The organism is Nocardia citri (assembly GCF_054065835.1).
Map to the genome: position 1 here is coordinate 35139 of NZ_JBSUQM010000026.1, position 23967 is coordinate 59105.

Annotated in this window: 21 protein-coding genes and 1 pseudogene; 10 read left to right on the forward strand and 12 right to left on the reverse strand. The window is 65.6% G+C overall.

Going from position 1 to position 23967, the window contains the following annotated elements:
* Positions 1-73 precede the first annotated feature (73 nt).
* Entirely contained in the window at positions 74-1099 is a 1026-nt protein-coding gene (locus tag ACW2Q0_RS26070) for a glycoside hydrolase domain-containing protein (protein ID WP_457193544.1), read from the forward strand.
* Positions 1100-1530: 431 nt separating this feature from the next.
* Here ACW2Q0_RS26070 and rpmF read toward each other — a convergent pair whose 3' ends face one another.
* A complete protein-coding gene (gene rpmF / locus ACW2Q0_RS26075) occupies positions 1531-1704 on the reverse strand; it encodes a 50S ribosomal protein L32 (RefSeq protein WP_457193545.1) in 174 nt (57 codons plus the stop codon).
* Positions 1705-1863: 159 nt separating this feature from the next.
* On the opposite strand from rpmF, the pseudogene rpmG reads away from it, so the two are divergent.
* From rpmG to rpsR, 3 genes and pseudogenes are all read left to right on the forward strand, one after another.
* A pseudogene (gene rpmG, locus ACW2Q0_RS26080) lies at positions 1864-1944 on the forward strand (50S ribosomal protein L33); the annotation flags it as partial.
* Positions 1944-2249, forward strand: coding sequence for a 30S ribosomal protein S14 (rpsN, locus tag ACW2Q0_RS26085; RefSeq protein ID WP_457193546.1), 306 nt, complete (start codon positions 1944-1946; stop codon positions 2247-2249). The pseudogene rpmG and the gene rpsN, both read left to right, overlap by 1 nt.
* 33 nt (positions 2250-2282) lie before the next feature.
* Positions 2283-2537 (forward strand): 30S ribosomal protein S18, encoded by a 255-nt coding sequence (gene rpsR, locus ACW2Q0_RS26090; RefSeq protein ID WP_355176510.1) that lies wholly within the window; start codon positions 2283-2285, stop codon positions 2535-2537.
* Positions 2538-2718: 181 nt separating this feature from the next.
* Here the strand turns inward: rpsR and ACW2Q0_RS26095 are convergent, their stop codons facing one another.
* Positions 2719-3297, reverse strand: coding sequence for a LysM peptidoglycan-binding domain-containing protein (locus ACW2Q0_RS26095; RefSeq protein ID WP_457193547.1), 579 nt, complete (start codon positions 3295-3297; stop codon positions 2719-2721).
* 252 nt (positions 3298-3549) lie between these two features.
* Between ACW2Q0_RS26095 and ACW2Q0_RS26100 the strand changes: the two genes are divergently transcribed.
* Positions 3550-4008, forward strand: coding sequence for a hypothetical protein (locus ACW2Q0_RS26100; protein ID WP_457193548.1), 459 nt, complete (start codon positions 3550-3552; stop codon positions 4006-4008).
* A gap of 462 nt (positions 4009-4470) precedes the next feature.
* On the opposite strand, the gene purH is transcribed toward ACW2Q0_RS26100, so the two are convergent.
* From purH to ACW2Q0_RS26120, 4 genes are all read right to left on the reverse strand, one after another.
* Positions 4471-6045: a bifunctional phosphoribosylaminoimidazolecarboxamide formyltransferase/IMP cyclohydrolase gene (gene purH / locus ACW2Q0_RS26105; RefSeq protein WP_457193549.1), complete on the reverse strand. Its 1575-nt coding sequence runs from the start codon at positions 6043-6045 to the stop codon at positions 4471-4473.
* Positions 6042-6731, reverse strand: a complete 690-nt coding sequence (purN, locus tag ACW2Q0_RS26110) for a phosphoribosylglycinamide formyltransferase (RefSeq protein ID WP_457193588.1) — start codon at positions 6729-6731, stop codon at positions 6042-6044. Before purN ends, purH begins: the two co-directional genes overlap by 4 nt.
* Positions 6732-6790: 59 nt before the next feature.
* On the reverse strand, positions 6791-8317 hold the full coding sequence (locus tag ACW2Q0_RS26115) for a cell division protein PerM (protein ID WP_457193550.1): 1527 nt from the start codon (positions 8315-8317) through the stop codon (positions 6791-6793).
* 84 nt (positions 8318-8401) lie between these two features.
* On the reverse strand, positions 8402-9442 hold the full coding sequence (locus tag ACW2Q0_RS26120) for a DUF5336 domain-containing protein (RefSeq protein WP_457193551.1): 1041 nt from the start codon (positions 9440-9442) through the stop codon (positions 8402-8404).
* Between the two features lie 133 nt (positions 9443-9575).
* On the opposite strand from ACW2Q0_RS26120, the gene ACW2Q0_RS26125 reads away from it, so the two are divergent.
* Positions 9576-9923, forward strand: a complete 348-nt coding sequence (locus ACW2Q0_RS26125) for a hypothetical protein (RefSeq protein ID WP_457193552.1) — start codon at positions 9576-9578, stop codon at positions 9921-9923.
* A gap of 186 nt (positions 9924-10109) precedes the next feature.
* Here ACW2Q0_RS26125 and sucD read toward each other — a convergent pair whose 3' ends face one another.
* Together sucD and sucC are read right to left on the reverse strand one after the other, a co-directional pair.
* The gene (gene sucD / locus ACW2Q0_RS26130) at positions 10110-11024 is read right to left on the reverse strand and encodes a succinate--CoA ligase subunit alpha (protein WP_457193553.1); all 915 of its coding nucleotides are present in this window, start codon (positions 11022-11024) and stop codon (positions 10110-10112) included.
* An 11-nt stretch (positions 11025-11035) separates the two neighbouring features.
* Complete coding sequence (sucC, locus tag ACW2Q0_RS26135; protein ID WP_457193554.1) at positions 11036-12202, reverse strand: ADP-forming succinate--CoA ligase subunit beta; 1167 nt, start codon at positions 12200-12202, stop codon at positions 11036-11038.
* 529 nt (positions 12203-12731) lie between these two features.
* Between sucC and ACW2Q0_RS26140 the strand changes: the two genes are divergently transcribed.
* Both ACW2Q0_RS26140 and ACW2Q0_RS26145 read left to right on the forward strand, forming a co-directional pair.
* Positions 12732-13991 carry a M23 family metallopeptidase gene (locus tag ACW2Q0_RS26140; RefSeq protein ID WP_457193555.1) on the forward strand — a complete coding sequence of 420 codons (1260 nt, stop codon included), beginning with the start codon at positions 12732-12734 and terminating at the stop codon, positions 13989-13991.
* Between the two features lie 791 nt (positions 13992-14782).
* On the forward strand, positions 14783-15628 hold the full coding sequence (locus ACW2Q0_RS26145) for a M23 family metallopeptidase (RefSeq protein ID WP_457193556.1): 846 nt from the start codon (positions 14783-14785) through the stop codon (positions 15626-15628).
* Between the two features lie 355 nt (positions 15629-15983).
* Here the strand turns inward: ACW2Q0_RS26145 and ACW2Q0_RS26150 are convergent, their stop codons facing one another.
* Together ACW2Q0_RS26150 and pcrA are read right to left on the reverse strand one after the other, a co-directional pair.
* A complete protein-coding gene (locus ACW2Q0_RS26150) occupies positions 15984-16409 on the reverse strand; it encodes a hypothetical protein (RefSeq protein WP_457193557.1) in 426 nt (141 codons plus the stop codon).
* 52 nt (positions 16410-16461) lie between these two features.
* Positions 16462-19089 carry a DNA helicase PcrA gene (gene pcrA / locus ACW2Q0_RS26155; protein WP_457193558.1) on the reverse strand — a complete coding sequence of 876 codons (2628 nt, stop codon included), beginning with the start codon at positions 19087-19089 and terminating at the stop codon, positions 16462-16464.
* A 375-nt stretch (positions 19090-19464) separates the two neighbouring features.
* On the opposite strand from pcrA, the gene ACW2Q0_RS26160 reads away from it, so the two are divergent.
* A complete protein-coding gene (locus ACW2Q0_RS26160; RefSeq protein ID WP_327093861.1) occupies positions 19465-19758 on the forward strand; it encodes a chorismate mutase in 294 nt (97 codons plus the stop codon).
* A 119-nt stretch (positions 19759-19877) separates the two neighbouring features.
* On the opposite strand, the gene ACW2Q0_RS26165 is transcribed toward ACW2Q0_RS26160, so the two are convergent.
* Positions 19878-21332, reverse strand: a complete 1455-nt coding sequence (locus tag ACW2Q0_RS26165; protein WP_457193559.1) for an NAD-dependent succinate-semialdehyde dehydrogenase — start codon at positions 21330-21332, stop codon at positions 19878-19880.
* A gap of 208 nt (positions 21333-21540) precedes the next feature.
* Between ACW2Q0_RS26165 and pgi the strand changes: the two genes are divergently transcribed.
* On the forward strand, positions 21541-23178 hold the full coding sequence (pgi, locus tag ACW2Q0_RS26170; RefSeq protein WP_457193560.1) for a glucose-6-phosphate isomerase: 1638 nt from the start codon (positions 21541-21543) through the stop codon (positions 23176-23178).
* A gap of 96 nt (positions 23179-23274) precedes the next feature.
* Here pgi and ACW2Q0_RS26175 read toward each other — a convergent pair whose 3' ends face one another.
* Positions 23275-23958: a nucleoside/nucleotide kinase family protein gene (locus ACW2Q0_RS26175; protein ID WP_457193561.1), complete on the reverse strand. Its 684-nt coding sequence runs from the start codon at positions 23956-23958 to the stop codon at positions 23275-23277.
* Positions 23959-23967 lie beyond the last annotated feature (9 nt).

The window sequence follows — 23967 nt, forward strand, 5'->3', positions numbered from 1 at the left end:
GTCGACCACGGGGCACCGACAGTTTCGGCAATGCCGCCGATTTCGGCCGACGACACCCCCTACAGTTAGGGTCATGCGTCTCGGTCTCGACTACGCTGCTGGCCGTCCCGGCGGTGCGGCCATCCGAGCGGCCGGTTTCGATTTCGTCGTACGCTACCTCTCCGAGGGCGGTCCGACTCTGCCAGGCAAGCAGTTGACCCCTACTGAGGCCAATGACTTGCGGGCGAACGGTATCTCCATCGTGTCGAACTGGGAGACGACCGCGGCCCGGGTGCTGGACGGCTACGACGCCGGAATCGTCGACGCCCGTGCGGGTTCGGCGCAGGTGCTGCGCTGTGGCGGTCGGTCGGATCGGCCGATCTACTTTTCCGCGGATTTCGATTCGACACCGCAGGATCAGCTCTCGATCAATGCCTATCTCGAAGGCGCGGCCACCGTGCTCGGCGCCGCGAATGTGGGTATCTACGGCGGTTATTGGTCGATCAGCCGGGCGTTGGACGCCGGCGTCGCGGCGTGGTCGTGGCAGACCGATGCCTGGTCGGGCACCAATGTGCAGACCAGACGCAATATCCATCAGACATTGCGACAGGTGGTCGTCAACGGCGTGCTCTGCGATGTAAACGAATCCGAGACAATAGATTTCGGCCAGTGGGACTTCGTACAGGAGGAACCGGATGTGACGCCGGAACAAGATGCACTACTGCGCGATATCCAGATCCAGCTGCGCGGTCCGGGGCTGTCCGGTTGGCCGCAGCTCGGCACCGATGCCGGGGGCCGCCATCTAACTCTGGTGGACGGCGTGGCCGCGGTGCTACAGCGAATCAAGGAGCTCGAGGACGAATCAGCCGACTTGCGTGCGCAAGTCGGCGAATTGCGCACGGAAATCAGCGAACTCGAAGCCACCACAGCGGATCTGATCGAAGAGGTCAAGCGGTTGGGCGGGCCACACTGGCCGTGGCCACTCTCGCTGATCGAGGGTCCGGCCGACTTCGTGGGTGAGCAACTGGCCCGGCTCGAGTCACTATTGCTGGATTTACCAGGTTTGCCCGGAGGCCGGGAAGCGGGGAAATCGCCAGAGAGGCCGGAAGTTTGGCGATGAGCGGGTTCTCGGTGATCCACGTGAACCGGGGGTTCCGAGAACCCGCCCTCCCGGATGAGGCTACCGGTGCCAGAGCACGAAATCATCACTGCGCCAGGACTTTTACGGCCACGAAAAACCAACTCCCAGTACGTAATTGATCCGGTAGCTACCGTTTCGCAATCGAAGCCGCGGAAGAATGCCATGTGACTTACACCAATAAAGTTGCTAGCAGGTTGCCACGCTCTCGATTGGATCCGATCCGAAACCGCGTTCCTGTCCCGCGCCAGCAGCATGCGAGCTATCGCCGGATTGCACATACCGGTTCGTGGGAAGGAGTTCGCATGACCGTCGACGTGGTGCTCGACAAGGCCCTCGACCGAGCAGCCCCGCATCGGTACACGGCGGCTCGACAGCCGCAGCCGCCGAGCCGCCGCCCGTTCGACCGCGGATCAGATCCGTTCCGGATCGATGAGCCCGCGTTGCACCGCCCGCGCTAAACGGCGCGACACCTGGTGGACGACACCACCGACACCGACCGGCACCAGGTCCGGCGGGGTCACCTTCCACCACGCGCGGCGACTGCGGGTATTCGACCGCCACATCCTGCGCTTGGGCACCGCCATATCAGCCCTCCCCTCATGAAGGCTGGGACGCGGCCCACGCCCACATTCGGAAACGATTTTCATTTTCCACCAAGCGACAGTACAGTGTCGAAGTGCAGTTGTCGAAAATGATTGTCAAATACTGCAGGGAGGCCGCGTGTCGGCCCACTGCCAGGTCACCGCAACGATCCGGACCGCACGGTGATGCGCAAATACGATCCGGCGGTGCGCAGGCACGTCGACTTCCGGGAGAAGCGCTGATGGCCAAGAAGTCGAAGATCGCCCGCAATGAGCAGCGCAAGGAGATCGTCACCCGCCATGCGGTGCGGCGTGCGGAACTCAGGGAGCTGATCCGCAGGCCGACCACGTCCGAAGGCGACCGCGCCGCGGCACAGTCCGCGTTACAGCGGCTGCCACGTGATGCCAGTCCGGTACGATTGCGCAATCGGGACGCCGCGGGTGGACGACCGCGCGGTCATCTCCGTAAGTTCGGACTCTCCCGCGTACGTGTGCGCGAGATGCCCCATCGGGGTGAACTCCCCGGTGTACACAAATCGAGCTGGTAGACAACCACTGATCTCGAGAAGGAAACCCGTCACATGGCAGTCAAGCGAGCACCCTCGAAGAAGGTTCGCGCCGAGCAGGCCCGCCGCCCGAAGAAGAACCCGCTGATCGCGGCGGGCGTCGAGACGGTCGATTACAAGGACATCAACCTGCTGCGCACCTTCATCTCCGACCGCGGCAAGATTCGCAGCCGCCGGGTCACCGGACTCACCCCGCAGCAGCAGCGCCAGGTCGCCGTCGCGGTGAAGAATGCCCGCGAAATGGCGCTTCTGCCGTTCACCAGCCGGTAGACACCCACGCAGCAGGGCCCCGAAGCAGAATCGGCTTCGGGGCCCTCGTTATTTTCGGCGGCCATTCAGGCAAACGCGGATCGATGCTCACATGACCACCGCGGAGCGAGTCTTACGAGCGACGTTCGCGGCCCGTCTCGTCGAAGCGAATGCGCCGCAGGCGCGGCAAATCAGCCCGATATCACGGAATCGTCAGCACTTGGCCGGGATTGATGGCGTCCGGGTTGTCGATACCGCTGGCGTCGGCGATCTCCTGGTAGCGATTGCCGTCGCCGTAGAAGCGCTCGGCGATCGCCCACAGGGTGTCGCCCGGCTCGACCGTGTAGATCTGCGCGGCGGGCGGCGGGGGCGGCACCTCCTCGGCGGCGGGCGCGGCGGCCTGCACGGCGACCGGCTCGGGCTCCGACTCCGGGGTGGGCAGCGGGTTGTCGGTCTGGGTGTCCGACGCCCACAGCGCGCTGCCGTCCGTACCGTAGAGCACCACATTGCGGTCGGCCTGCACGGTCAGCCGGTCGGCTTCCCGGCCATCGGTATCGGTGGCCCAGGCGGCACCATCACCCTTGTAGAGTACGAAGTTGCCATCCTCCTGCAGGATGGCCCGCTCGACACCCTGATCGTGAGTCAGGGTGGACCACAAGACATTTCCACCCGGTTCCGACAGCACCAGATTGCCATCGGCCTGCAGAGTCAGGGTGTACGCACCGCCGACCAGAGACTGGCCGAGCCCGAGTTCTTCACCAACGCGCAGCGTGTCGCCCACGTTCTTCCTTTCAAACGTTCACTGTGCCAAGCATCCGACTCGATGTGCGCCGCGAACCCGATTGGCGCGCATCGGCCCCGAATCTACTGTGCGAGCACACGGCGCGCAGGTATTACGCGCAGGCTTAGCCAAATGTTTACTGTGTGAGCTTTATCGCTCTATCATCTTGTCGCACAATCTGAAGCAGCCGTTCTCAATGTTTGCTGATGTGGTTCGCGTCAGCGCGCTGTCGTGTCGATTAGGGTGGTCGGCATGTATCGGATGTCGCGAGTTCGACCCGCCGCTGTAGCCGTCGCATTGTTCGTCGGCCTCGCCGTCACTGCCTGCGGTGGCTCCGATAACGGTGGGACACAAGGCAAGACGACGACCACCAGCGCGGCGAAGAGTACGCCGACCGAGGGGTCACCGGCCGACGCGGGCCGGGCGTTGACCGCCGATCCGACGATCGTTGGCGCACATCCGATTCCGTTCACGTCCTGGTCACGGGTGACCGGCGATCGGATCGCCGTCAACTTCGAGATCGGATCGCCGGAGTGCTACGGCGTGGATGCCGGCGTCACCGAGACCGATGCGACGGTCACCGTGGAACTGCGATCGGGTACCCGCGCCGATGCCGTCGGCCGAATGTGCACCATGATCGCGGTTTTCGGCACCCTCGAAGTGCCGTTGAAGGCTCCCCTCGGAGGTCGACAGGTCCTCAGCGCGGTCTAGAGGAGTTCGGCGATTCAGTCCAAGATGGCGCCGAACTACAGATAGTTTGTGGGTTTGGCTGGGCCCCATGTCTTTTGCACCACGACACGCAACGGCATGCGTAATCGATATGACGATCCGGTCAGAGCTTTGTGCGGTCGGATGGTCGCACCATACGTATCGGCGGGAGCCGAGATTGCTCGCGTTTTGTTCCGGAGTCAGACGGGCGTTGTCCACGAAAAGTGTTGGGCCCCACAGCTCATAGGCCATCGGGCTGGAATATTGCCGATGGCGGCCGGTCCGCCGGTCGCGAAAGTAGGCACGCGTCGGCACCGAGATGTCAACAGCGGACCGGGAATTGGGGAAGGAATTCCTCCGGGATACCGCGCGCCCGGCCTGCCTTACCCGGCAGTTTGCGGAGGCGAGTCATATGACCTGCGCAGCGGACGGGAGCCGATAGCTCCCATCCGCTGCAGCGGTAACTCAGTGCGCGAAGTGGCGCGAGCCCGTGAGGTACAGGGTGACCCCCGCCTCGCGGGCCAGGTCGATGGTGTCCTGGTCGCGAACCGAGCCGCCGGGGTGCACAATTGCCCGGATACCGGCCTGGATGAGCTGCTGCGGGCCGTCTGAGAACGGGAAAAACGCATCCGATGCGGCGACCGAACCCTTGGCGCGATCACCGGCGCGCTGCACCGCGAGACCGACCGCATCGACCCGGTTGACCTGGCCCATGCCGACGCCGACCGAGGCCCCATCGTGGGCGAGCAGGATCGCATTCGACCGCACGGCACGGCAGGCGCGCCACGCGAATTCGAGATCGGCGAGGGTTTCCGCATCGGCCGCCGCACCCGCCACCAGGGTCCAGTTCTCCGGGTTGTCGCCAGGGGCGTCGAGGATATCGCGGCTCTGCAGCAGTGCGCCACCGCTGATCGGGCGCAGCTCCACACCGGCGCGTTGCGGCGGCTCGGCGACCAGGATGCGCACATTCTTCTTGCGCTGCAAGACCTCGACCGCGCCATCGGCATAGGACGGTGCGACGATCACCTCGGTGAAGATCTCGGCGACCTGTTCGGCCATCTCCACGGTGATCTCGCCGTTGGCCGCGATCACGCCGCCGTAGGCGCTCACCGGATCGCAGGCGTGCGCCTTGCGGTGCGCCTCGGCGAGGTCCGCACCGATCGCGATACCACAGGGATTGGCGTGCTTGATGATCGCGACCGCCGGTGCCGAATGGTCGTAAGCGGCGCGCCAGGCGGCGTCGGCATCGGTGTAGTTGTTGTACGACATTTCCTTGCCGTGCAACTGCTTTGCCTGCGCCAGGCTCGGGCTGCCCTCGTTCTGGGTGTACAGCGCGGCAGCCTGATGCGGGTTCTCGCCGTAGCGCAGCACCGAGGCACGCTCCCAGGATCCGCCGATCCAGCTCGGGAACTGCTGCGCGGCAGCCTCATTCGGCTCAGCGGCCGGGGCGAGCACACTGGTCATCCAGCTCGCGACCGCGACGTCATAGCTTGCGGTGTGTTGGAATGCCTTGGCCGCCAACACGGTCCGCTCGGACAGGGTGAAGCCGCCGGACTGCACAGCGGCGAGCACATTGTCGTACTCGCCGCTGTCGACGACCACCGCGACGGACGGGTGGTTCTTGGCGGCGGCGCGCACCATGGACGGACCGCCGATATCGATCTGCTCGACGCATTCGTCATTGCTCGCACCGCTGGCCACGGTCTGGGTGAACGGGTACAGATTCACCACCACAAGCTGGAATGCCTCGACGCCGAGTTCGACCAACTGGTCGACATGTTCGGCCTTACGAGTATCGGCGAGGATACCCGCGTGCACCCGCGGGTGCAGGGTCTTCACCCGGCCGTCCAGGGTCTCCGGGAATCCGGTCAGATCCTCTACCTTGGTCACCGGGATGCCCGCTTCGGCGATCTTGCCGGCCGTCGACCCGGTCGAGACCAGTTCGACGCCCGCTGCGTTCAGCCCGGTCGCGAGCTCGATCAGCCCCGTCTTGTCGTAGACGCTGATCAGCGCCCTGCGAATCCCCTTACGCTCAGTCACCGAAGTACCCACTCATCTGGAATAACTGCCTTTCGTCCGTCGGAGACAATGCCTCTGGTGGCGACGGCGGCGACAACCTCCGCCAGCAACCGTCGCTCGACAACCTTGATGCGCTCATGCAGCGTGGCCTCGTCGTCATCGTCGAGCACCGGCACCGCCTCCTGAGCCAGGATCGGTCCGGTATCTATGCCGGAATCGACCAGGTGCACGGTCGAACCGGTGACCTTCACCCCGTAGTCCAGAGCGTCGCGGACCCCGTGCGCGCCCGGGAATGCGGGCAGCAGCGCGGGGTGGGTATTGATGATCCGGCCGCCGTAGCGGGCGAGGAAGACCGGGCCGAGGATCTTCATGAATCCGGCCGAGACCACCAGATCGGGTGCGTAGGCGGCGACCGCATCGGTCAGCGCGACATCCCAGGCGTCACGATCGGGGAAATCCTTCAACGTCATCCGGAAGGCCGGAATCCCCGCGGCGGCCGCGTGTTCGGTGGCCTGGCAGATACGGTCGACCCCGACAGCGACGACGGTCGCCGGATACTCCGGCGCGGCAGCGGCCTCGATGAGAGCGCGCAGCAAGGAACCGGCGCCAGAGGCCAGCACGACGACGGTTGCCGGGGCGGCGGTGGGCACCCACGGGACATTCGGGGACGCCTGGGGGACGGCAGCCGGCGGGGTGGGCAAGCTCAGCGGTCTACTCCTGGATGTCGGTCAATTGGCTGGGGCGGTGCGACACCACCACGTAGAGCCTAACGACCGTCCACCCGGTCACTTTCCGGCAGGTCCGCCTCGACCACTTCGGCATCGACGATATCGGGAACGGTAGCGCTGCCCGAGGTAGCGATGGCGGTCTGCTCTTCGACCAGTTCGCCGTCGAGTTCCACCTCGAGGTCGGGGCCGTCGTAGTCCGCGTATTCATCGTCTTCGTAATGATCGTCTTCGTAACGATCGTCGTAGTGATCACTATCTTCGTAATACTCGTCGTCGTAATCGGGGTACTCGTCGTCGTAATCGGTCACCGGCGCACCGACGGGAACGACGAACCAGCGCGCGAACATCAGACCGACATATCCGGTTACGGCCAACCACCCGAAAGCCACCACTGCGAAGATCGGCAGGTCGAGGCCCACCTGTCCGAACGTCCCGAGGTCACCGCCGGCCACCGCGCCCAGCACAACCAACACCACCGTCGCCACCCCGGCCGAGGTCAGCGTCGCCCAAGGGGCGCCCGCCCGGTCGTGGGAGGTCCGTCCGATATCCAATCCGCCGAGCACACCGACCGCGGCCGGAATCAACAGCAGCGCGGCCCACCAGTCCGACGGGGGTCCCGTCGGCACCGCCACCATGAGCGGAACCGCCGGAATCGGGCCGCCGACTACGGAAAACAGCCCGATCGACGCATCCCCGAAATGCGCGCCGGAGCCGACGAGCACACCGACCGTCGCAACCACCACATTCGGCAGATACGCCACCGAGAGCAGGATCAGTCCGAGCGCACCAGCCGCATTGCCTGCGGTGTGAAAGGTGTCACCGATGCGCGACCAGTGCGCGAAAAAGGACACGATCACGACCGCGGTGGCGCAGACCAGCAGTCGCACCACCGTCCGGCCGGCACCGAAGGCACCCGCGATCACCCAGTCCGGTAGCCGCATCAGGGTGAACAGTCGACGCCGGTTCCGGCTCGCGATACCACCGGCCGTCGCGACCAGATGCACGCCGCCGACCCAGCCGAAGGCGGCGAGCGTACCCGGCGGCTGCAACGCGACGACACCGGAAGCATCTTCGGCGACCGCCAAACAGACAGCCGTGACCAGCAGCGGTCCGGCCAGCGCCGCACCGACGAGCCAGCCGATATCCGCGCGCGAACTGTCCGGCTCCACCGCGCGGGCACAATCCCGAGCGGTCAGCCAAACCAGCAATCCGGTGGGCAGCAGCGGCAGGAAGGCGAGTGAGGTTTTGCCGATCACCAGCGGAACCTGATGTGCCGCAAACCAACCCGCGGCGATCGCACCCGAGGTACCGGCCAGGCTGCTGTCCGAGGACAGCAGGGCGGCAAGCATGACGACGACGACGGCGACGAGTGCGTAGGTCGTCGGCCGGGCGGCGACCAGGAGCAGCACACGGGCGCGCTCGGGAGTCAGCGACAGAAACCCGACCTCGTCGAAACCGTCCGCGGGTGTGTGCGGCGCCGTTGATCGGTCGCTCCGCGCCGAACGATCCGACGCGCCGCGGGACTCGGCGGTCCGGCGAACAAGAGAAGGTCTCGAGGAGCTCATGGAAAATCAGCGTGGCAGCTCTCCCGGCGCGAGCGGGTCAGGCGCGCCGCGACCGGGCCTCGGCGCGCCGGGAGAGGCGACGAACTACTTGTTGTTCTCGTCCGACGGACGGAATGCGTGGGTGGCGTCCGACGACGGGTCCGAACCGGTTTCACCGCCGAACGGCTGGTTCTGCTGACCCTGCTGGCCCTGGCCGAAACCCGGTGCACCGTACTGCGGGGCCCCGAAGTGCTGGGTGGCACTCTCATCCGGACGCGGTTGCGCGGCGGGTGCGGCACCATAGGGCGAACCCTGCTGTGCCGCACCGTATCCGGGCTGTTGACCATAGGAGGGCGGCTGCTGGCCGTAGGAGGGCGGCTGCTGACCATAGGTCGGCTGGCTCGGCTGGCTCTGACCGTAGGGCTGCTGGGACTGGTACTGCGGAGCGCCCTGCCCGAACTGACCCGGCTGACTCTGACCGTATTGACCCGGCTGGCCCTGACCGTACTGGCTCGGCTGGCCTTGACCGAACACCGCGGGCTGCCCCTGACCGAACGCACCCGGCTGGCCGTATCCGCCGCCGAATCCACCCGGCGGGCCCTGGGGGGTCGCGGGCTTGGGCGCGGGCGGGGTCAGGATGCCGGCTTCGAACAGGACCGCGACAACCGCGATGGCCGTCTGCGCGAAGGCCAAGGCCAGCAGCACGTAGGCGCCCCACTTCAGCTCGACATTCAGATCGTCGGGCGTGGTGAACGACAGGAACAGCGTGCCGAGGAAGCCCGCGGCCGATGCCGCGGCGGCGGCGCCGATCCAATTCTGCTTGGGCAGCAACGAAAGTCCGGCGAGTAGGCCGCCGAGCAGCAGGATCGCCAGCAGTCCGGCCGCACCGAAATACTGGAAGAGGCTGAGCGTGTCATTACCTTCGACCGTGACACCGCGGCCCAGATCCCGCGGCTTCTGGCCGAAGAACGGGAGGAAGCCGAGCAGGAAGTTGATCACACCGAGCGCGGCGACGCCGACCACCAGCAAGTACGGCAGGCCCTTAGCGGTGGACGCGGCGCCGGTCCCGGCGGATTGGCCGGGGCCGGCAGGTGCGGGTGGCGTCGCGGGTGCGTTGTACCCGGAGCCCCCGGTCGGGTATGACATGGTCGTCGTCTCCTAGGTCGAGTCGTAGGTCTGGACGGCTGGATCTGTCTCCGACGCTACTGCACTCGCTGGCCCAGGTCACCCTCAACAAACTGTCCAGGCGCCCGAAAAACCGCAACTATGCTGGTCTTATATGGATCTGCGCCGACCGATAACAATTCTGCGCTACCACCTCCGATGGGAACGCACTTCCTGCTATGCGCCCGGGCGAACTGAGCGCTTGCGCCGACTCGGCCGGCGATACCGTGTCGGCGGGCAGCGACTCGATCAGCGCGCCATAGTGGTCGGCTTCCGCACCACACTGCGCACCCGGCGAATCGACACCTCGACCCAGCGGCCGGCCTGGCTGGTGCTCCTGGCGAACGTACCGGTCGGCGTTCTCGGATCGCTGCTGGAACATCCCCTGCGCACGTTGTTCGCGAAACCCCTTGCGGCGGGCCTGTTCCTGACGCTGAACGGAGTCGAGCTGGGTCACCGGTGAGGTGCTGCGTCGCCGCAGCCGGCCGACTACGGGCGCCGCTTCGCCGAAGCCAAGGCACGGGCCCAGGCCATCGACGGGGGGCTTATATACAGCCTCGTGTTCGGTATCGCATCGGTGGTCCACTTCTTTTGAATACGAAGGAAGCCGCCACCCCAATCGGATGGCGGCCTTCGCGTGATCAGCGAATCAAGCGGTGACGCTTGCCTTCTCCAGGATCTCCCGCGCGAGGGCGGCGGTCTCTGACGGCGTCTTGCCGACCTTGACACCGGCGGCCTCGAGCGCATCCTTCTTCGCCTGGGCGGTACCGGCCGAACCGGACACAATGGCGCCCGCGTGGCCCATGGTCTTGCCCTCGGGGGCGGTGAAGCCCGCGACATAGCCGACGACCGGCTTGGTGACATTGGCCTGGATGTAGGCCGCGGCCCGCTCCTCGGCATCGCCACCGATCTCACCGATCATCACGATCAGCTTGGTCTCGGGATCCTTCTCGAACGCCTCGATGGCGTCGATGTGGGTGGTGCCGATGACCGGGTCGCCGCCGATGCCGATGGCGGTGGAGAAGCCGAAGTCACGCAGCTCGTACATCATCTGGTAGGTCAGGGTGCCGGACTTCGACACCAGGCCGACCGGGCCCTTGCCGGTGATGTTGGCCGGGGTGATACCGACCAGCGACTCACCGGGGGTGATGATGCCGGGGCAGTTCGGGCCGATGATCCGGGTCTTGTTGCCCTTTTCCACGTTGTAGGCCCACGCGTACGCGGTGTCCTGCACCGGAATACCCTCGGTGATGACCACGAGCAGCGGGACCTCCGCGTCGATGGCCTCGATGATGGCGTCCTTCGAGAACTTCGGCGGCACGAACGCGATGGACACGTCGGCGCCGGTCGCCTTCATAGCCTCTTCGACGGTGCCGAAGACCGGCAGCTCGACCGCGTTGCCGTCCTTGTCGACGTGCGCGACGGTGGTGCCCGCCTTGCGCGCGTTGACGCCGCCCACGACCTGGGTGCCGGCCTTGAGCATCAGTGCGGTGTGCTTGGTGCCCTCACCGCCGGTGATGCCCTGGACGATGACCTTGGAATCCTTGTTGAGGAAGATAGACATTTCCGGTTTCCTTACTTGGCCGCTGCCAGTTCGGCGGCCTTGTCGGCGCCTTCGTCCATTGTCTGCGCGAGTGTGATCAGCGGATGCGCGGCATCGACGAGAATCTTGCGACCCTCGTCCACCTTGTTGCCGTCGAGCCGGACAACCAGCGGCTTGTTCGCCTCGGCGCCGAGGATTTCCAGCGCCTTCACAATGCCGTTCGCGACCGCGTCACAGGCGGTGATTCCACCGAAAACGTTGACGAACACGCTCTTGACCTGGGCATCGCCCAGGATGACATCCAGACCGGCGGCCATGACCTCGGCCGAGGCGCCACCACCGATGTCGAGGAAGTTGGCGGGCTTGACGCCGCCGTGGTTCTCACCCGCGTAGGCGACCACGTCGAGGGTGGACATGACCAGACCCGCACCGTTGCCGATGATGCCGACCTCACCGTCGAGCTTGACGTAGTTGAGGTCGTTCTCCTTGGCCTTGAGCTCCAGCGGATCGGTCGCGTCCTTGTCCGCGAAGGCCGCGTGACCCGGCTGGCGGAACTCGGCGTTCTCGTCGAGGGTCACCTTGCCGTCGAGCGCGAGGATCTCGTTGTCGGGAGTGCGGACCAGCGGGTTGACCTCCACCAGGGTGGCGTCCTCGCCGATGAACACCTCCCAGAGCTTCTGGATGGTGACGGCCGCGGCGTCCAGCACGTCGGCGGGCAGGTGGCCCTGCTCGGCGATCGAGCGGGCGAACGCGAGGTCGACACCCTTGACGGCGTCGACGGGCACCTTGGCGAGGCGCTCGGGCTTGGTCGCGGCGACCTCTTCGATCTCCATACCGCCTTCGACCGAGCACATGGCCAGGTAGGTGCGGTTGGAGCGGTCCAGCAGGAAGGAGATGTAGTACTCCTCCGCGATGTCCTTGGCTTCGGCCACCAGGATCTTCTTGGTGATGTGGCCCTTGATATCCAGGCCGATGATGTTCTGCGCGTGCGTGAACGCGTCGTCCGGGGTGGCGGCGAACTTGACGCCGCCCGCCTTGCCGCGGCCACCGGCCTTCACCTGGGCCTTGATCATCACCGGCTTGCCGATTTCCGCCGCGATGGCGCGGGCGTCCTCGGCCGTGTCCGTGACGCGGCCCTCGGACGAAGGCACTCCGTGCTTAACGAAGAGCTCCTTCGCCTGATATTCGAAGAGATCCATGTACTCACCGTCTCGTCTGCGTTGTGATCACAACGTCTTTGTTGGCGGCCCGACGTCGGAAGCGGGTCGGGTCGGACTTTAACCAGTCACATGGAGGGCCAAACGGCCACGTTCATCCTAAGTGGCGCAGGTCACGGGGTGCCGCCCGGGCGGGAAAATGCCTGGCCGAGGCTACTCGCCAGTAGGTTGCTGACGGCGCGCCAGGTAGAGCGCCGAACCGGTTGACCGACAACCTTCTACTACGTTTCGTCGTCGCCGAACCTCACCCGCGCGCCCCGATCACAGTGAGATGCCCCGATGCGTTACCGTGATCAATCTCACATGTTTGGATTGATCGCACGTAGCGGTTGCGGACCTCGCAATCGTTTCGTTACCGTCATAGCGGTCGATGTCACAACACGGTCACGACTAGGAGGACGGCCAGCTTGACGCAGCACAGCGCTCCGCCGATGGAGAGCCGTTCCCTGACAATGCATCTGATCAGACAGTTCGATACCGTGATCTCTCACTCGATGATGTGGCACCACCGATGAACCATCGCTCGACCTTCGCAACCGAAAATCGCACTCGCTCCGGACATCGTTACCGGCCCGATGATGACGAGAACTTCGGTGGGCATTCCAATGCCGCGGTAGATCCGTTCGGGACGTCGTCGCGGCGTGGCGTTGGACACAGATATGCCGCCCCTGCCGCGGCGGGCGGATACGAACACGAGGACCGCGAGTGGGGTACGCGCGATTCGTGGGCGCAGTCCGGTTCCGCTTGGGAACAGTCGCGGGCCGATGCGCCATCGCGCGGTGATTCGTGGGGACAGCCGCAGGCATGGACCGAGGCCGATTCCTGGTCCGATGGCGGTGCGTGGGCGTCCGATGATTCGTGGACTTCCGAGGGGGAGGATTCCTGGCACGCCGACTCCGACGCGTCCTGGACGCCGGAGGCCGATGATTCCTGGGGCGGCGATGGGTCTTGGGACGACGATTCCGCTTGGGAGCCCGAGGATCCGGAAGCTTCGGCCGCTCCCACCGGTATTCCGGCCCGTCGGGCGAATCGCGGTAATGGTGGCGCGCATCGGATGCCCGCGCCTCCCGCTTCACTCAAGGGCCGCGCCGCGGTAGTCGCCGTGGCCGCCGGTGCCGTGGTCGCCGCCGGGCAGGCCGCATTCGCCTCGCCCGAACAGCCTTCGCAGGCCGTAGATTACGAGGCCGCCGGGCAGATTCACGAAATCGCGGCGCAGTCGGTCAGCGTGGTCGATCCGAATACTTCGCCGGATTCGCCGCAGGTACTCAATGTTTCGGCACCGACCAATATCGGTCAGTTCGGCGACATGCTGCAAAAGGGGCAGAAGTTCGCCGACGATATGGCGGCGCAGGAGGCCTCGAAACTCCGCCCGCTGTTCACCAAATTCGCCGCGGGTAATTTCACCTCCGGATTCGGCGCCCGCTGGGGCGTACAGCATCTCGGCGTCGATATCGCGGGCCCGATCGGCACTCCGATCTACGCCGTCGCCGACGCGACCGTGATCGAGGCCGGGCCGGCATCCGGATTCGGCATGTGGGTGCGACTGCTTCACGATGACGGCACCATCACCATCTACGGCCACATCGACACCGCGACGGTTTCGGCGGGGCAGCGCGTTCTGGCTGGTGATCAGATCGCGACGATCGGCAACCGTGGTTTCTCCACCGGTCCGCACTGCCATTTCGAGGTGTGGCTGAACGGGGTCGACAAGGTCGATCCGCTGCCTTGGTTGGCGACGCGCGGTATCAGCTTGGGGCCGCAGCGCGACTGATCGGCCCTTCGGGACCGAAGTTCGTCGAGGCTGGGCAATGCAGCTGAGCTATATGGCACAAACACACACTGGCTAGTCGATCGGCGGTTCACCGTTTACATTTGGGCCGCATCGACTCGTCTCAGCGTTTTTGTATGCGCTTGGAGCCGAATTCGAAGTGCAGCAATGGGATTCATCGAAAGCCGGGTTGCGATCCCGCTATCGATTCGTTACCGTCGACGCACCCGTTTTCCTTGTGCAGTTGTGACCGGAGGATGAAAATCTCGATGCGTGTTGCGAGCACCCGAGCGCCGACCACGACACTCGAAGGCCAGGACTTTCGAACTTCCTCGCGTTCAGGACAATTCCGGACTTCTCAGTGAAGTGATGTGGTCGCGACGATGAGACGAGAGCAGTTATCCGGCGCCGATGGGCGAGGCGTGCCGGTTCAGCATTACCTAGATAATTCTTGGCAATCTTCGAAGCAGTCGAGTAGCGGCGAATCCTGGGAACTGAGTGATTCATGGTCGCAAGCGGATTCACCGTTCGATATTCAGAGCTACAACACCGGCCAGGATTACGGCGCGGGACAGAGCTACATCGCTAGTCGGAGTTACGCCGCAGCTCAAGGCTCCGGCGCTGGTCAGGGTTACAGCGCGGGTCAGAACTACGGCGGCGTAAGCCAGAACTGCGGCGAACGTACGGATTACGCCGACAGCCGGGGTGATGGCAGCTGGCATGGGTTCGATGAGGGCGTGGACTGGGGCGGCACAGCACTTCAGGATCACGATGTCGCTCGGCGGGCTGAGGACGTGCGGAATCGCGGCGAGCGTTGGGGTGGTGGCGAATTCGGTGATGGTGTTCGGGGTGTCGACGGGTGGGCGCGGGTCGATCGGGTAGGTGTTCCTACCGGTTCGGTGGAGCGCGCACCGCGGAAGCCGCGAGGTGGGGCGCATCGGGTGCCTGCGCCGCCGCGGGCGTTGAAGGGCCGGGCTGCGGTTATTGCGATGGCGGCGGGGGCGATCGTTGCGGCGGGGCAGAATTTGGTGGCGGGCAGTGAGAAGTCGCCGCAGACGGCTGAATTGCAGGCCGTTGGGCAACAGCAGGCCTTGGATCCGGTGGGCGGAGAGTTGCCGACGACACCCGAGCTGCTCGACACCGCGACACCGACGAGCCTCGAGCAGTTCTCCGATGTGCTGGACAACGGCGATAAGTTCGCACAAGATTTGGCGGCGGAGGTGCAGGCGAAACTGCGGCCGCTGTTCATGAAATTCGCCTCCGGCACCTTCACTTCCGGCTACGGCGAGCGCTGGGGTGTGCTGCATCCCGGTGTCGACGTCGCCGCCCCGATCGGCACACCGATTTACGCGGTCGAGGACGGTACCGTCATCGATGCCGGACCGGCCGCCGGTTTCGGCATGTGGGTACGAATGCGCGGCGACGACGGCACTGTCACGGTGTACGGCCACATCAACACCGCACTGGTCTCCGTAGGCCAGCACGTCCTCGCAGGCGATGAAATCGCCACCGTCGGCAACCGCGGCGAATCCACCGGCCCGCACTGCCATTTCGAGGTCTGGCTCAACGGCACCGACCGTATCGACCCCCTCCCCTGGCTCGCCACCCGCGGCATCAGCCTCGGCCCCGAACGCGACTGACCCGCGGTGCTCACCCCCGCGCTATAGCACCTGCGCCGGATTCGCACTACTCGCGCACACCCGGCCTGGACAGAGCCGCGCACCACCGGTGTCCTGCCCCGCGACTTGGCACCTGCTGATGGGATTCGTACAACTCGTGGACGCCCGGTCCGGCTAAAGGCGCGAACCCCGACGATGCCCGCCCCGCGACGTGCCACCTGCCCCGCAGTATGAGGCGATAACCGCGACTGATGCATTGTGATCGTTCGACCAGCAGTGCGGTGTCGGTGGTGCGGATGGTGAACTTCCTGGCTGGCGCGAGTGGAGCGCCCTTGGCTTCCGGGGGCGGCCGAGACCGGCGAGTCGCAGCCCGTGACTAGGGCGCGGCGGCGATCGCGAGGCCGAGCAGGCCCACGACCTTGACCACCTCCAAGCCCACATACCAATAGTGGGCGTGCGAGCGCGGCGACTCCATACCGGCGAGCACCTGATCCGAGCGGCGCTTCAGCAGTGGCCGCACCACCAGGAGTTGGACGGCGAGAATGGCGGCGGCAATGCCGAGCCAGATCCGAACAGCACCGCTCGGCGCGATCACCAGGGTCGCCACGATCAATAGAGCGGCGAGAGCGATCTCCACGATATTCAGCGCTCGGAATACCAGCCGTCCGATACCGAGGCCGAGTGGCACGGTGATGCCTGGCGCCCGGAACTTCAGTGGCGCTTCCAGGAACGAGATGGCGAGCACCATGCCGAGCCACAGCATCGGAAGCAACCACAGCAGATATTGTGCGACGGTTTCCATGTCGCGCACGCTACCGACCGCATCGTCGACAGATCAGGGCCGAAGGGCCCCATCAGAGTTTGACGAGGGTGCGGCTGTATTGCGGGATGAGCCGGATCTTACCCGCGGTGCCGAAGTCGATGGTGACGGTGGCAAGGGGCCCAAAGCCTTCGGCGGCTACCACGCGGCCGAGGCCGTACTTGTCATCACTGACTCGATCGCCCACTGCCAGTACGAGATTGGCGTTATTGCGCGTCGCGCCGCCGGGAGCGGGTCGGCGCGGAGCGCGGTCGCTGACGCCCGGCCGCTGCTGATTCCAGCCGTCGCGGGTCCAGTCGTGTTCCAGGCCGTCGTCGTCGCCGCGGCGGCGCAGGCCGCGAGTCAGCGGCGAACCCTTCGGCTCCAACCGCTTCCAGTCGACGAGGTGAGCCGGAATCTCCTGCAGGAATCGGGATTCCGGATTCGAGACCGGCTGCCCCCAGCCGGAGCGCACCACCGCGCGGGTGACGTAGAGCCGCTGCCGCGCCCGGGTAATGCCGACATAAGCGAGGCGGCGTTCCTCTGCCAGTTCGGTCGGATCGCCGAGTGCGCGCATATGCGGGAACTGCCCGTCCTCCCAGCCGGTCACGAAGACCACCGGGAATTCCAGCCCCTTGGCGGTGTGCAGCGTCATCATGGTGACCACGCCGCTGCCCTCCTCGGGCAGCTGATCGCTATCGGCCACCAGCGACACGCGTTCCAGGAAGGCAGCCAGCGAGCCAGGATCGGGTTCGCCCTCGGCCACCTCCGGCACCAGCCCCTCGGCCCGCGCGGCCTCGGCATTGTTGTATGCCTCGGAAATGAATTCCCGTGCGACGCTGACCAATTCGTTCAGGTTATCGAGCCGGGCCCCGTCCTGCGGATCGTCGGAGCCCTCCAACTCGGCCCGGTAGCCGGTGCGGTCGAGTACCGCTTCGACCATACTGCCGAGGTCGGGGTAGTCCTGACCCGCCTGCGCACCGGCCGCCCGCACCTCTTCGAGCAGGTCGAGGAATCCGGCGATGGCGCGCTGCGACCGGGTATTCAGCAGCGCCACTTTGCCATCGGCCGCAGCGCGCAGCGCCTCGGCGAAACCGATGCCGCGCTGCTCGGCGTGTACCGCCACACAGGCCTCGGCCCGGTCGCCGATGCCACGGCGCGGGGTGTTGAGGATGCGGCGCAGGCTCACCGTGTCTTCCGGATTGTCGAGCACGCGCAAATACGCGACGATATCGCGCACCTCCTTGCGCTCGTAGAAGCGCACGCCGCCGACCACCTTGTACGGCAGTCCCATGCGAATGAAGATTTCTTCCAGCGCACGGGAGTTGTTGTTGGTGCGGTAGAAGACCGCGACATCGCTGTAGTTGACATCGCCCGCGTCCACCAGTCGGTCGATTTCGCGCGCCACGAACGCGGCCTCGTCGTGCTCGTTGTCGGCGACGTAACCGGTGATCAGATCGCCCTCACCGGAATCGGTCCACAGCCGCTTGTCCCGGCGTTTCTCATTGCGCGATATCACCGCGTTCGCGGCGGACAGGATGTTCTGCGTGGAGCGGTAATTCTGTTCCAGCAGAATAGTTTCCGCATCCGGGAAGTCACGTTCGAATTCCTCGATATTGCGGATCGTCGCGCCGCGGAACGCGTAGATGGACTGGTCCGCGTCACCGACAACGCACAGTTCGCTCGGCGGCACCGCGTCTTCGGCCTGCTCGAGCGCGTGATGCCCGACCAACTCGCGGACCAGGACGTACTGGGCGTGGTTGGTGTCCTGGTACTCGTCGACCAGCACATGCCGGAACCGGCGGCGGTAATATTCGGCGACCTGCGGATGGTTCTGCAGCAGCGCCACCGTTTCGCCGATCAGATCGTCGAAGTCGAGCGCGTTCGCCGAACGCAACCGGCGCTGATATTCGGTGTATACACGGGCGACGAGTGTAGGCAGTTCGGTTTCGTCGGTCTCGGCATCGGCGGTCGCCTGCTCCGGGCCGATGAGTTCGTTCTTCAAATTCGAGATGGCGGTGGCCAGCAGTCGCGCCGAATATTTCTTGACGTCGATATCGAAGTCGCGGCTGATCATGGTGAGCAACCGCCGGGAATCGTCGGCGTCGTAGATGGAGAAATTGGAATTCAGACCTGACAGCAGCGCGGCCTGCATGCGCAGGATGCGGACGCAGCTGGAGTGGAAGGTCGAGACCCACATGTTGCTCGCGCGCGGGCCGACCAGCCCGCTCACCCGCTCGCGCATTTCGGCGGCGGCCTTATTGGTAAAGGTGATGGCCAGGACCTGGCCCGGCGTCACCCCGCGGGCGGCCAGTAAGTAGGCGATGCGCCGAGTGAGCACGGCCGTCTTACCCGAACCCGCGCCCGCGACGATCAGCAGCGGCGCACCGGTGTGCACGACCGCGGCGCGCTGCTGCTGGTTGAGGCCCTCGAGCAGTCGGTCGGCCTCCTCCGCGCGACGTTGCTCACCTTCGGCGCGGCGTTTTTCTTGTTCGACACGGTGCTTGTCGTCGACGACACGCCGAGACGTATCATCGACGGCCGAGTGCGGGACCTCCGCTGCGGTGGGCACGGCAGAGTCACCCATCTCCTCGCTGCGAGCAGCGTCGACCTGCGGTTTCTGGGCTGAATCCGGGTGCCGAGTCCGCCCGGCCTGCGTCTTGGGAGCCACCGTGATGTCCATCGCCCATCCACGCTACCGGCGGGCACCGACAGAGATGAAGTCCCGGTCCCCATCAGTGTCCAATCGGCGAACGGCAGATGAACCGCCCCGGGTCGACACGGGGCGCCCCGCGTGCGAGCCGTGCTCAGGAGTTTCCCAAAATGAAGTGTTTTGCATTGCTCCGCCCCCGTGGCACACTGGCGACATGGCCTGCGCGACCGCGAATCATCCGATTCGGTTGACCGCCGGATACCGTGACCGCGGACTTCGTACCTCAGCGCGCTGCCCGGGGAAAGATTGCAAGGCCCGCCAGGATTGTTTTGCACGGTGAAAGAACCGATCGGTAACGGGCTCCGCTCGACGGCCGATCCATGTTCTGACACGAGGAGATGAATGATGAGCACCCCCGCCACGACGACTGGGTCCGACTCGGCTCTGCCCCACACCGAAGCCGAAATCGACAAGCTCCGCAAGGAGATCGACCAGCTCGACGCGGAAATTCTGGCCGCCATCAAGCGCCGCACCGAGATCTCGCGGATCATCGGTCGCACGCGCATGGCCTCCGGCGGCCCCCGTCTCGTACACAGTCGTGAGATGAAGGTGCTCGAGCGCTTCAGCGAACTCGGCCAGGAGGGTCACACCCTCGCCATGCTGCTGCTGCGCCTCGGTCGCGGCCGACTCGGCCACTGACCGTCTGCGGCCGCCACCAGCGGCCTCACTAGAACTACGCGGCGTTCGCGAGATCGCCGCCTTCCACAAGGCCGCCCCGGGTGTATTTCACCCCGGGGCGGTCGCATCATGTCCGCGGGTCAGGTGAGAGCGATGTACTTGGTGGACAGGTATTCCTCGATGCCCTCGATACCGCCCTCGCGGCCGAAGCCGGAGGCCTTGACCCCGCCGAAAGGTGCTGCGGGATCGGAGATTACGCCGCGATTGATGCCGACCATGCCGGATTCCAGGCCCTCGGCGATGCGCAGGGCGCGGCCGAGGTCACGGGTGTAGACGTAGCTCACCAGGCCGAATTCGGTGTTGTTCGCGGCGGCGAGGCCCTGTTGCTCGGTCTCGAAGCCGACGATGGGTGCGACAGGACCGAAGACCTCCTCGCGCAGGATCCGAGCATTCGCCGGAACCTCGCTGAGGATGGTCGCGGGATAGAACCAACCGGGGCCGCCGGGTGCCTTGCCGCCGAGGCGGACCTGCGCGCCGAGCGCCACCGCGTCGTCGACCAGTTGGCTGACGGTATCGAGCTGTTCCTCGTTGATCAGCGGGCCGAGCGTAGTGTTCGGATCGGTGCCCGGTCCGAGGGTCACGGTAGTCGACATCGCCTCGACGAGTTTGGTGGTGAACTCTTCCAGCACGGCGTTCTGCACGTGGAAGCGGTTGGCCGCGGTGCACGCCTCGCCACCGTTGCGCAGTTTGGCAAGCATCGCGCCCTGTACGGCGGCGTCGATATCGGCATCGTCGAAGACGACGAACGGTGCGTTGCCGCCGAGTTCCATCGACGTGCGCAGCAATCCGTCAGCCGACTTCTCCACCAGCTTCTTGCCGACCTCGGTGGATCCGGTGAAGGTGAGTTTGCGCAGGCGCGGATCGTCGAGCAGTGGCTGGGTGACGGCGCCGGACCGGCTGGAGGTGATCACCGAGAGCACCCCGTCCGGCAGTCCGGCCTCAGTGCACAGCTTCGCCAGCGCCAACATGGTCAGCGGTGTGGCCGATGCGGGCTTGACGATCATCGTGCAGCCCGCGGCCAGGGCGGGTCCGATCTTGCGCGTCCCCATGGCGAGCGGGAAATTCCACGGCGTGATGGCCAGACACGGGCCGACCGGTTGCTTGTGCACCATGATCCGCCCGGTGCCGGACGGCGCGTGCAGATAACGTCCGTGCGCCCGCACCGCCTCCTCGCTGAACCAGCGGAAGAATTCGGCGCCATAGCGCACCTCGTTGCGGCTCTCCGGCAGCGCCTTGCCCATTTCCAGCGTCATCAGCAGTGCGAATTCCTCGGCGCGCGCGGTCAGCTGGTCGAAGACCCGGCGCAGGATCTCGCCGCGCTCCCGCGACGGTGTCGCCGCCCATTCGGCCTGCACCTCGACGGCCGCGTCGAGCGCGCGCACGGCATCTTCCGGCGTGGCATCGGCGACTTCGGCCAGCACCTGCCCGTCGGCCGGATTGTGCACCGGGAAGGTGCCACCTCCGGTGGCGTCGACGGGACCACCGATCCACAGCTGCGTCGGCACGGATTGCAGTACTTCGCGTTCGAACACCATGCACCCCAGCCTAAGCCGCGTGCTCGCCGATCATCCTCGACTCAGCGATCCGAAATCGCCGAGCTTTCCGAGCGGGCCGCGGGCGCTCGCCACACCCGGGTCCGGGCGACACGCAAGTGATCGCCACGGGGTAGCCGTCAGGACGACATCGGCGAAAGTATGCGGTCCTTGCCTGCGCGCCCGATCGAGTGCTTGTAACCTCGCGGACGTGAGCAGCGACATCACCGCATCGGCGGCCTGGCGGAAACTGCACGAGCACCACAGTGCCGTCGCCGGACGACACCTGCGTGAATTCTTCGCCGAGGATCCCGACCGCGGCCGCGAGCTGATCGTCGGAGTCGGCGACCTGCACATCGACTACAGCAAGCACCGCGTCAACCGGGAAACCCTGCATCTGCTGATCGAATTGGCGCTCGAGGCCGGGGTCGCCGAGCACCGCGACGCGATGTTGCGCGGCGATCACATCAACACTTCGGAGGACCGGGCCGTCGAACATATCGCGCTGCGGCTGCCCGAGGGCGAGTCGCTCATCGTGGACGGCGCCGACGCGGGCGCCGAGGTGCGCGAGGTACTGCGGCGGATGGGCGAATTCACCGACGCTGTGCGCTCGGGTAGGTGGCGCGGCGCGACCGGCGAACGCATCAAGACGGTGGTGAATATCGGTATCGGCGGTTCGGATCTCGGCCCGGATATGGTGCATCGCGCGCTGCGGCACTATGCCGACGCCGGGATCGGCGCACGGTTCGTGTCTAATGTCGACCCGGCCGATCTGCTCGCGAAACTCGACGGACTCGACCCGGCCACCACGCTGTTCATCGTTGCCTCCAAGACGTTTTCGACGCTGGAAACGCTGACCAATGCCACCGCCGCCCGACGCTGGCTGGTCGCCGCGCTCGGCGCGGACGCTGTCGCCAAACATTTCGTGGCCGTCTCGACGAACGCCGAGCGGGTCGCCGAATTCGGGATCGATACCGCGAATATGTTCGGCTTCTGGGATTGGGTCGGCGGCCGCTATTCGGTGGATTCGGCTATCGGCCTTTCGGTGATGGCGACCATCGGCAAGGAGCGCTTCGCCGAATTCCTGGCCGGAATGCATGCCGTCGACCGGCATTTCGCGACCGCGCCACTGGCCGAGAACGGACCGGTACTGCTCGGTCTGCTCGGCATCTGGTATTCGAATTTCTTCGGCGCGGAATCGCGTGCGGTGCTGCCCTATTCGAACGATCTGGCGCGCTTCCCGGCCTATCTGCAGCAACTGACCATGGAGTCCAACGGCAAATCGGTGCGCGCCGACGGCACCCCGGTGACCACCTCGACCGGCGAAATCTTCTGGGGCGAACCCGGAACCAACGGCCAGCACGCCTTCTACCAGCTACTACACCAGGGCACCCGGCTGATTCCAGCCGATTTCATCGGATTCGCCCGTCCCACCGACGATCTGCCCACCCGCGACGGCACCGGCAGCATGCACGACATCTTGATGAGCAATCTGTTCGCGCAGACCAAGGTGCTCGCCTTCGGCAAGACCGCCGAGGAGATCGCGGCCGAGGGCACCGATCCGAAGGTGGTGCCGCACAAGGTGATGCCCGGCAATCGGCCGAGTACGACCATTCTGGCCCCGCAGCTGACGCCGTCGGTGGTCGGCCAGTTGATCGCGCTCTACGAGCATCAGGTATTCGTCGAGGGGACCATCTGGGGCATCGACAGTTTCGACCAGTGGGGCGTGGAACTCGGCAAACAGCAGGCGCTCGCGCTGGCTCCCCTGCTGAGGTCCCCGGAAGAGCCGAAACCGCAAGGGGACTCGTCCACCGACGCCCTGATCGGCTGGTATCGCAACAACCGCTGAGCCTCAGCCCAGCGCTTGCGCTGCCGTGATCAGGGTGACGACACAGTCGGCGGTGATCTCCGGACCGATTTCGCCGGTGATGCGGCGACACGGCGATCAGCATTCCTCGGTGGCGTAGTAGCGGCCGCCACGCTGGCGCAGGACGAGATCGGCTCGGTGCCTGGTATCGGCGATCAGATCCGCATTGGGTAGATCGCTGTCGTACACCTTGATTTTCGCGGCCTCCGGGCTACGGCCGCCGCGGATGTGGCGGCGCAGCAGGCGTTGTTCGATCACCTCGCGGGCCACGTCCAGGTACCAGACCTCGTCGAGGAATTCCCGCACGCCGGACCAGCCACCGTCGGACAGCAGCAGGTAGTTGCCCTCGGCGATGGCGATCTCCTGCCGATCGAAAACGACACCGGCCGTGGTCGGTTCCTCGATATCGCGGTCGAAGGTCGGCCACGGCACCGGCTCGCCCAGCGGTGTATCGCGCAGACAGCGCAGAGTGGTCACGAAGGTCGCGACGTCGAAGGTGTGCGGTTCGCCCTTGTGTGCCAGATCGTGCGTCGCGCGCAGTTCGGCATTGGATAGATGGAAGCCGTCCATCGGGGCGATCTCGGCGATCCGAGCACCGGCTCGGTTGTTCAGATCGTCGCGAATGGCCGTGGACAGCGTGGACTTACCCGCACCCGGCGGACCCGCGATGCCTAGCACGTACCGTCGGGCGCAACCTGCCGCCCGGATCCGCAGGTGCTCGGCCAACGAGCGCAACGGCATTTCGACGGAAGTCCGTGTCATCGAAATCAC

Excerpts from the sequence above, each read along its gene's own strand:
- ACW2Q0_RS26070 (WP_457193544.1), top strand. The coding sequence starts at position 74 with ATGCGTCTCGGTCTCGACTACGCTGCTGGCCGTCCCGGCGGTGCGGCC.
- ACW2Q0_RS26175 (WP_457193561.1), bottom strand. The coding sequence starts at position 23,958 with ATGACACGGACTTCCGTCGAAATGCCGTTGCGCTCGTTGGCCGAGCAC.
- ACW2Q0_RS26140 (WP_457193555.1), top strand. The coding sequence starts at position 12,732 with ATGAACCATCGCTCGACCTTCGCAACCGAAAATCGCACTCGCTCCGGA.
- sucD (WP_457193553.1), bottom strand. The coding sequence starts at position 11,024 with ATGTCTATCTTCCTCAACAAGGATTCCAAGGTCATCGTCCAGGGCATC.
- ACW2Q0_RS26120 (WP_457193551.1), bottom strand. The coding sequence starts at position 9,442 with ATGTCATACCCGACCGGGGGCTCCGGGTACAACGCACCCGCGACGCCA.
- ACW2Q0_RS26165 (WP_457193559.1), bottom strand. The coding sequence starts at position 21,332 with ATGGTGTTCGAACGCGAAGTACTGCAATCCGTGCCGACGCAGCTGTGG.
- rpsR (WP_355176510.1), top strand. The coding sequence starts at position 2,283 with ATGGCAGTCAAGCGAGCACCCTCGAAGAAGGTTCGCGCCGAGCAGGCC.
- ACW2Q0_RS26100 (WP_457193548.1), top strand. The coding sequence starts at position 3,550 with ATGTATCGGATGTCGCGAGTTCGACCCGCCGCTGTAGCCGTCGCATTG.
- ACW2Q0_RS26160 (WP_327093861.1), top strand. The coding sequence starts at position 19,465 with ATGAGCACCCCCGCCACGACGACTGGGTCCGACTCGGCTCTGCCCCAC.
- ACW2Q0_RS26125 (WP_457193552.1), top strand. The coding sequence starts at position 9,576 with ATGGATCTGCGCCGACCGATAACAATTCTGCGCTACCACCTCCGATGG.
- sucC (WP_457193554.1), bottom strand. The coding sequence starts at position 12,202 with ATGGATCTCTTCGAATATCAGGCGAAGGAGCTCTTCGTTAAGCACGGA.
- ACW2Q0_RS26115 (WP_457193550.1), bottom strand. The coding sequence starts at position 8,317 with ATGAGCTCCTCGAGACCTTCTCTTGTTCGCCGGACCGCCGAGTCCCGC.
- rpsN (WP_457193546.1), top strand. The coding sequence starts at position 1,944 with ATGGCCAAGAAGTCGAAGATCGCCCGCAATGAGCAGCGCAAGGAGATC.
- pcrA (WP_457193558.1), bottom strand. The coding sequence starts at position 19,089 with ATGGACATCACGGTGGCTCCCAAGACGCAGGCCGGGCGGACTCGGCAC.
- rpmF (WP_457193545.1), bottom strand. The coding sequence starts at position 1,704 with ATGGCGGTGCCCAAGCGCAGGATGTGGCGGTCGAATACCCGCAGTCGC.
- ACW2Q0_RS26150 (WP_457193557.1), bottom strand. The coding sequence starts at position 16,409 with ATGGAAACCGTCGCACAATATCTGCTGTGGTTGCTTCCGATGCTGTGG.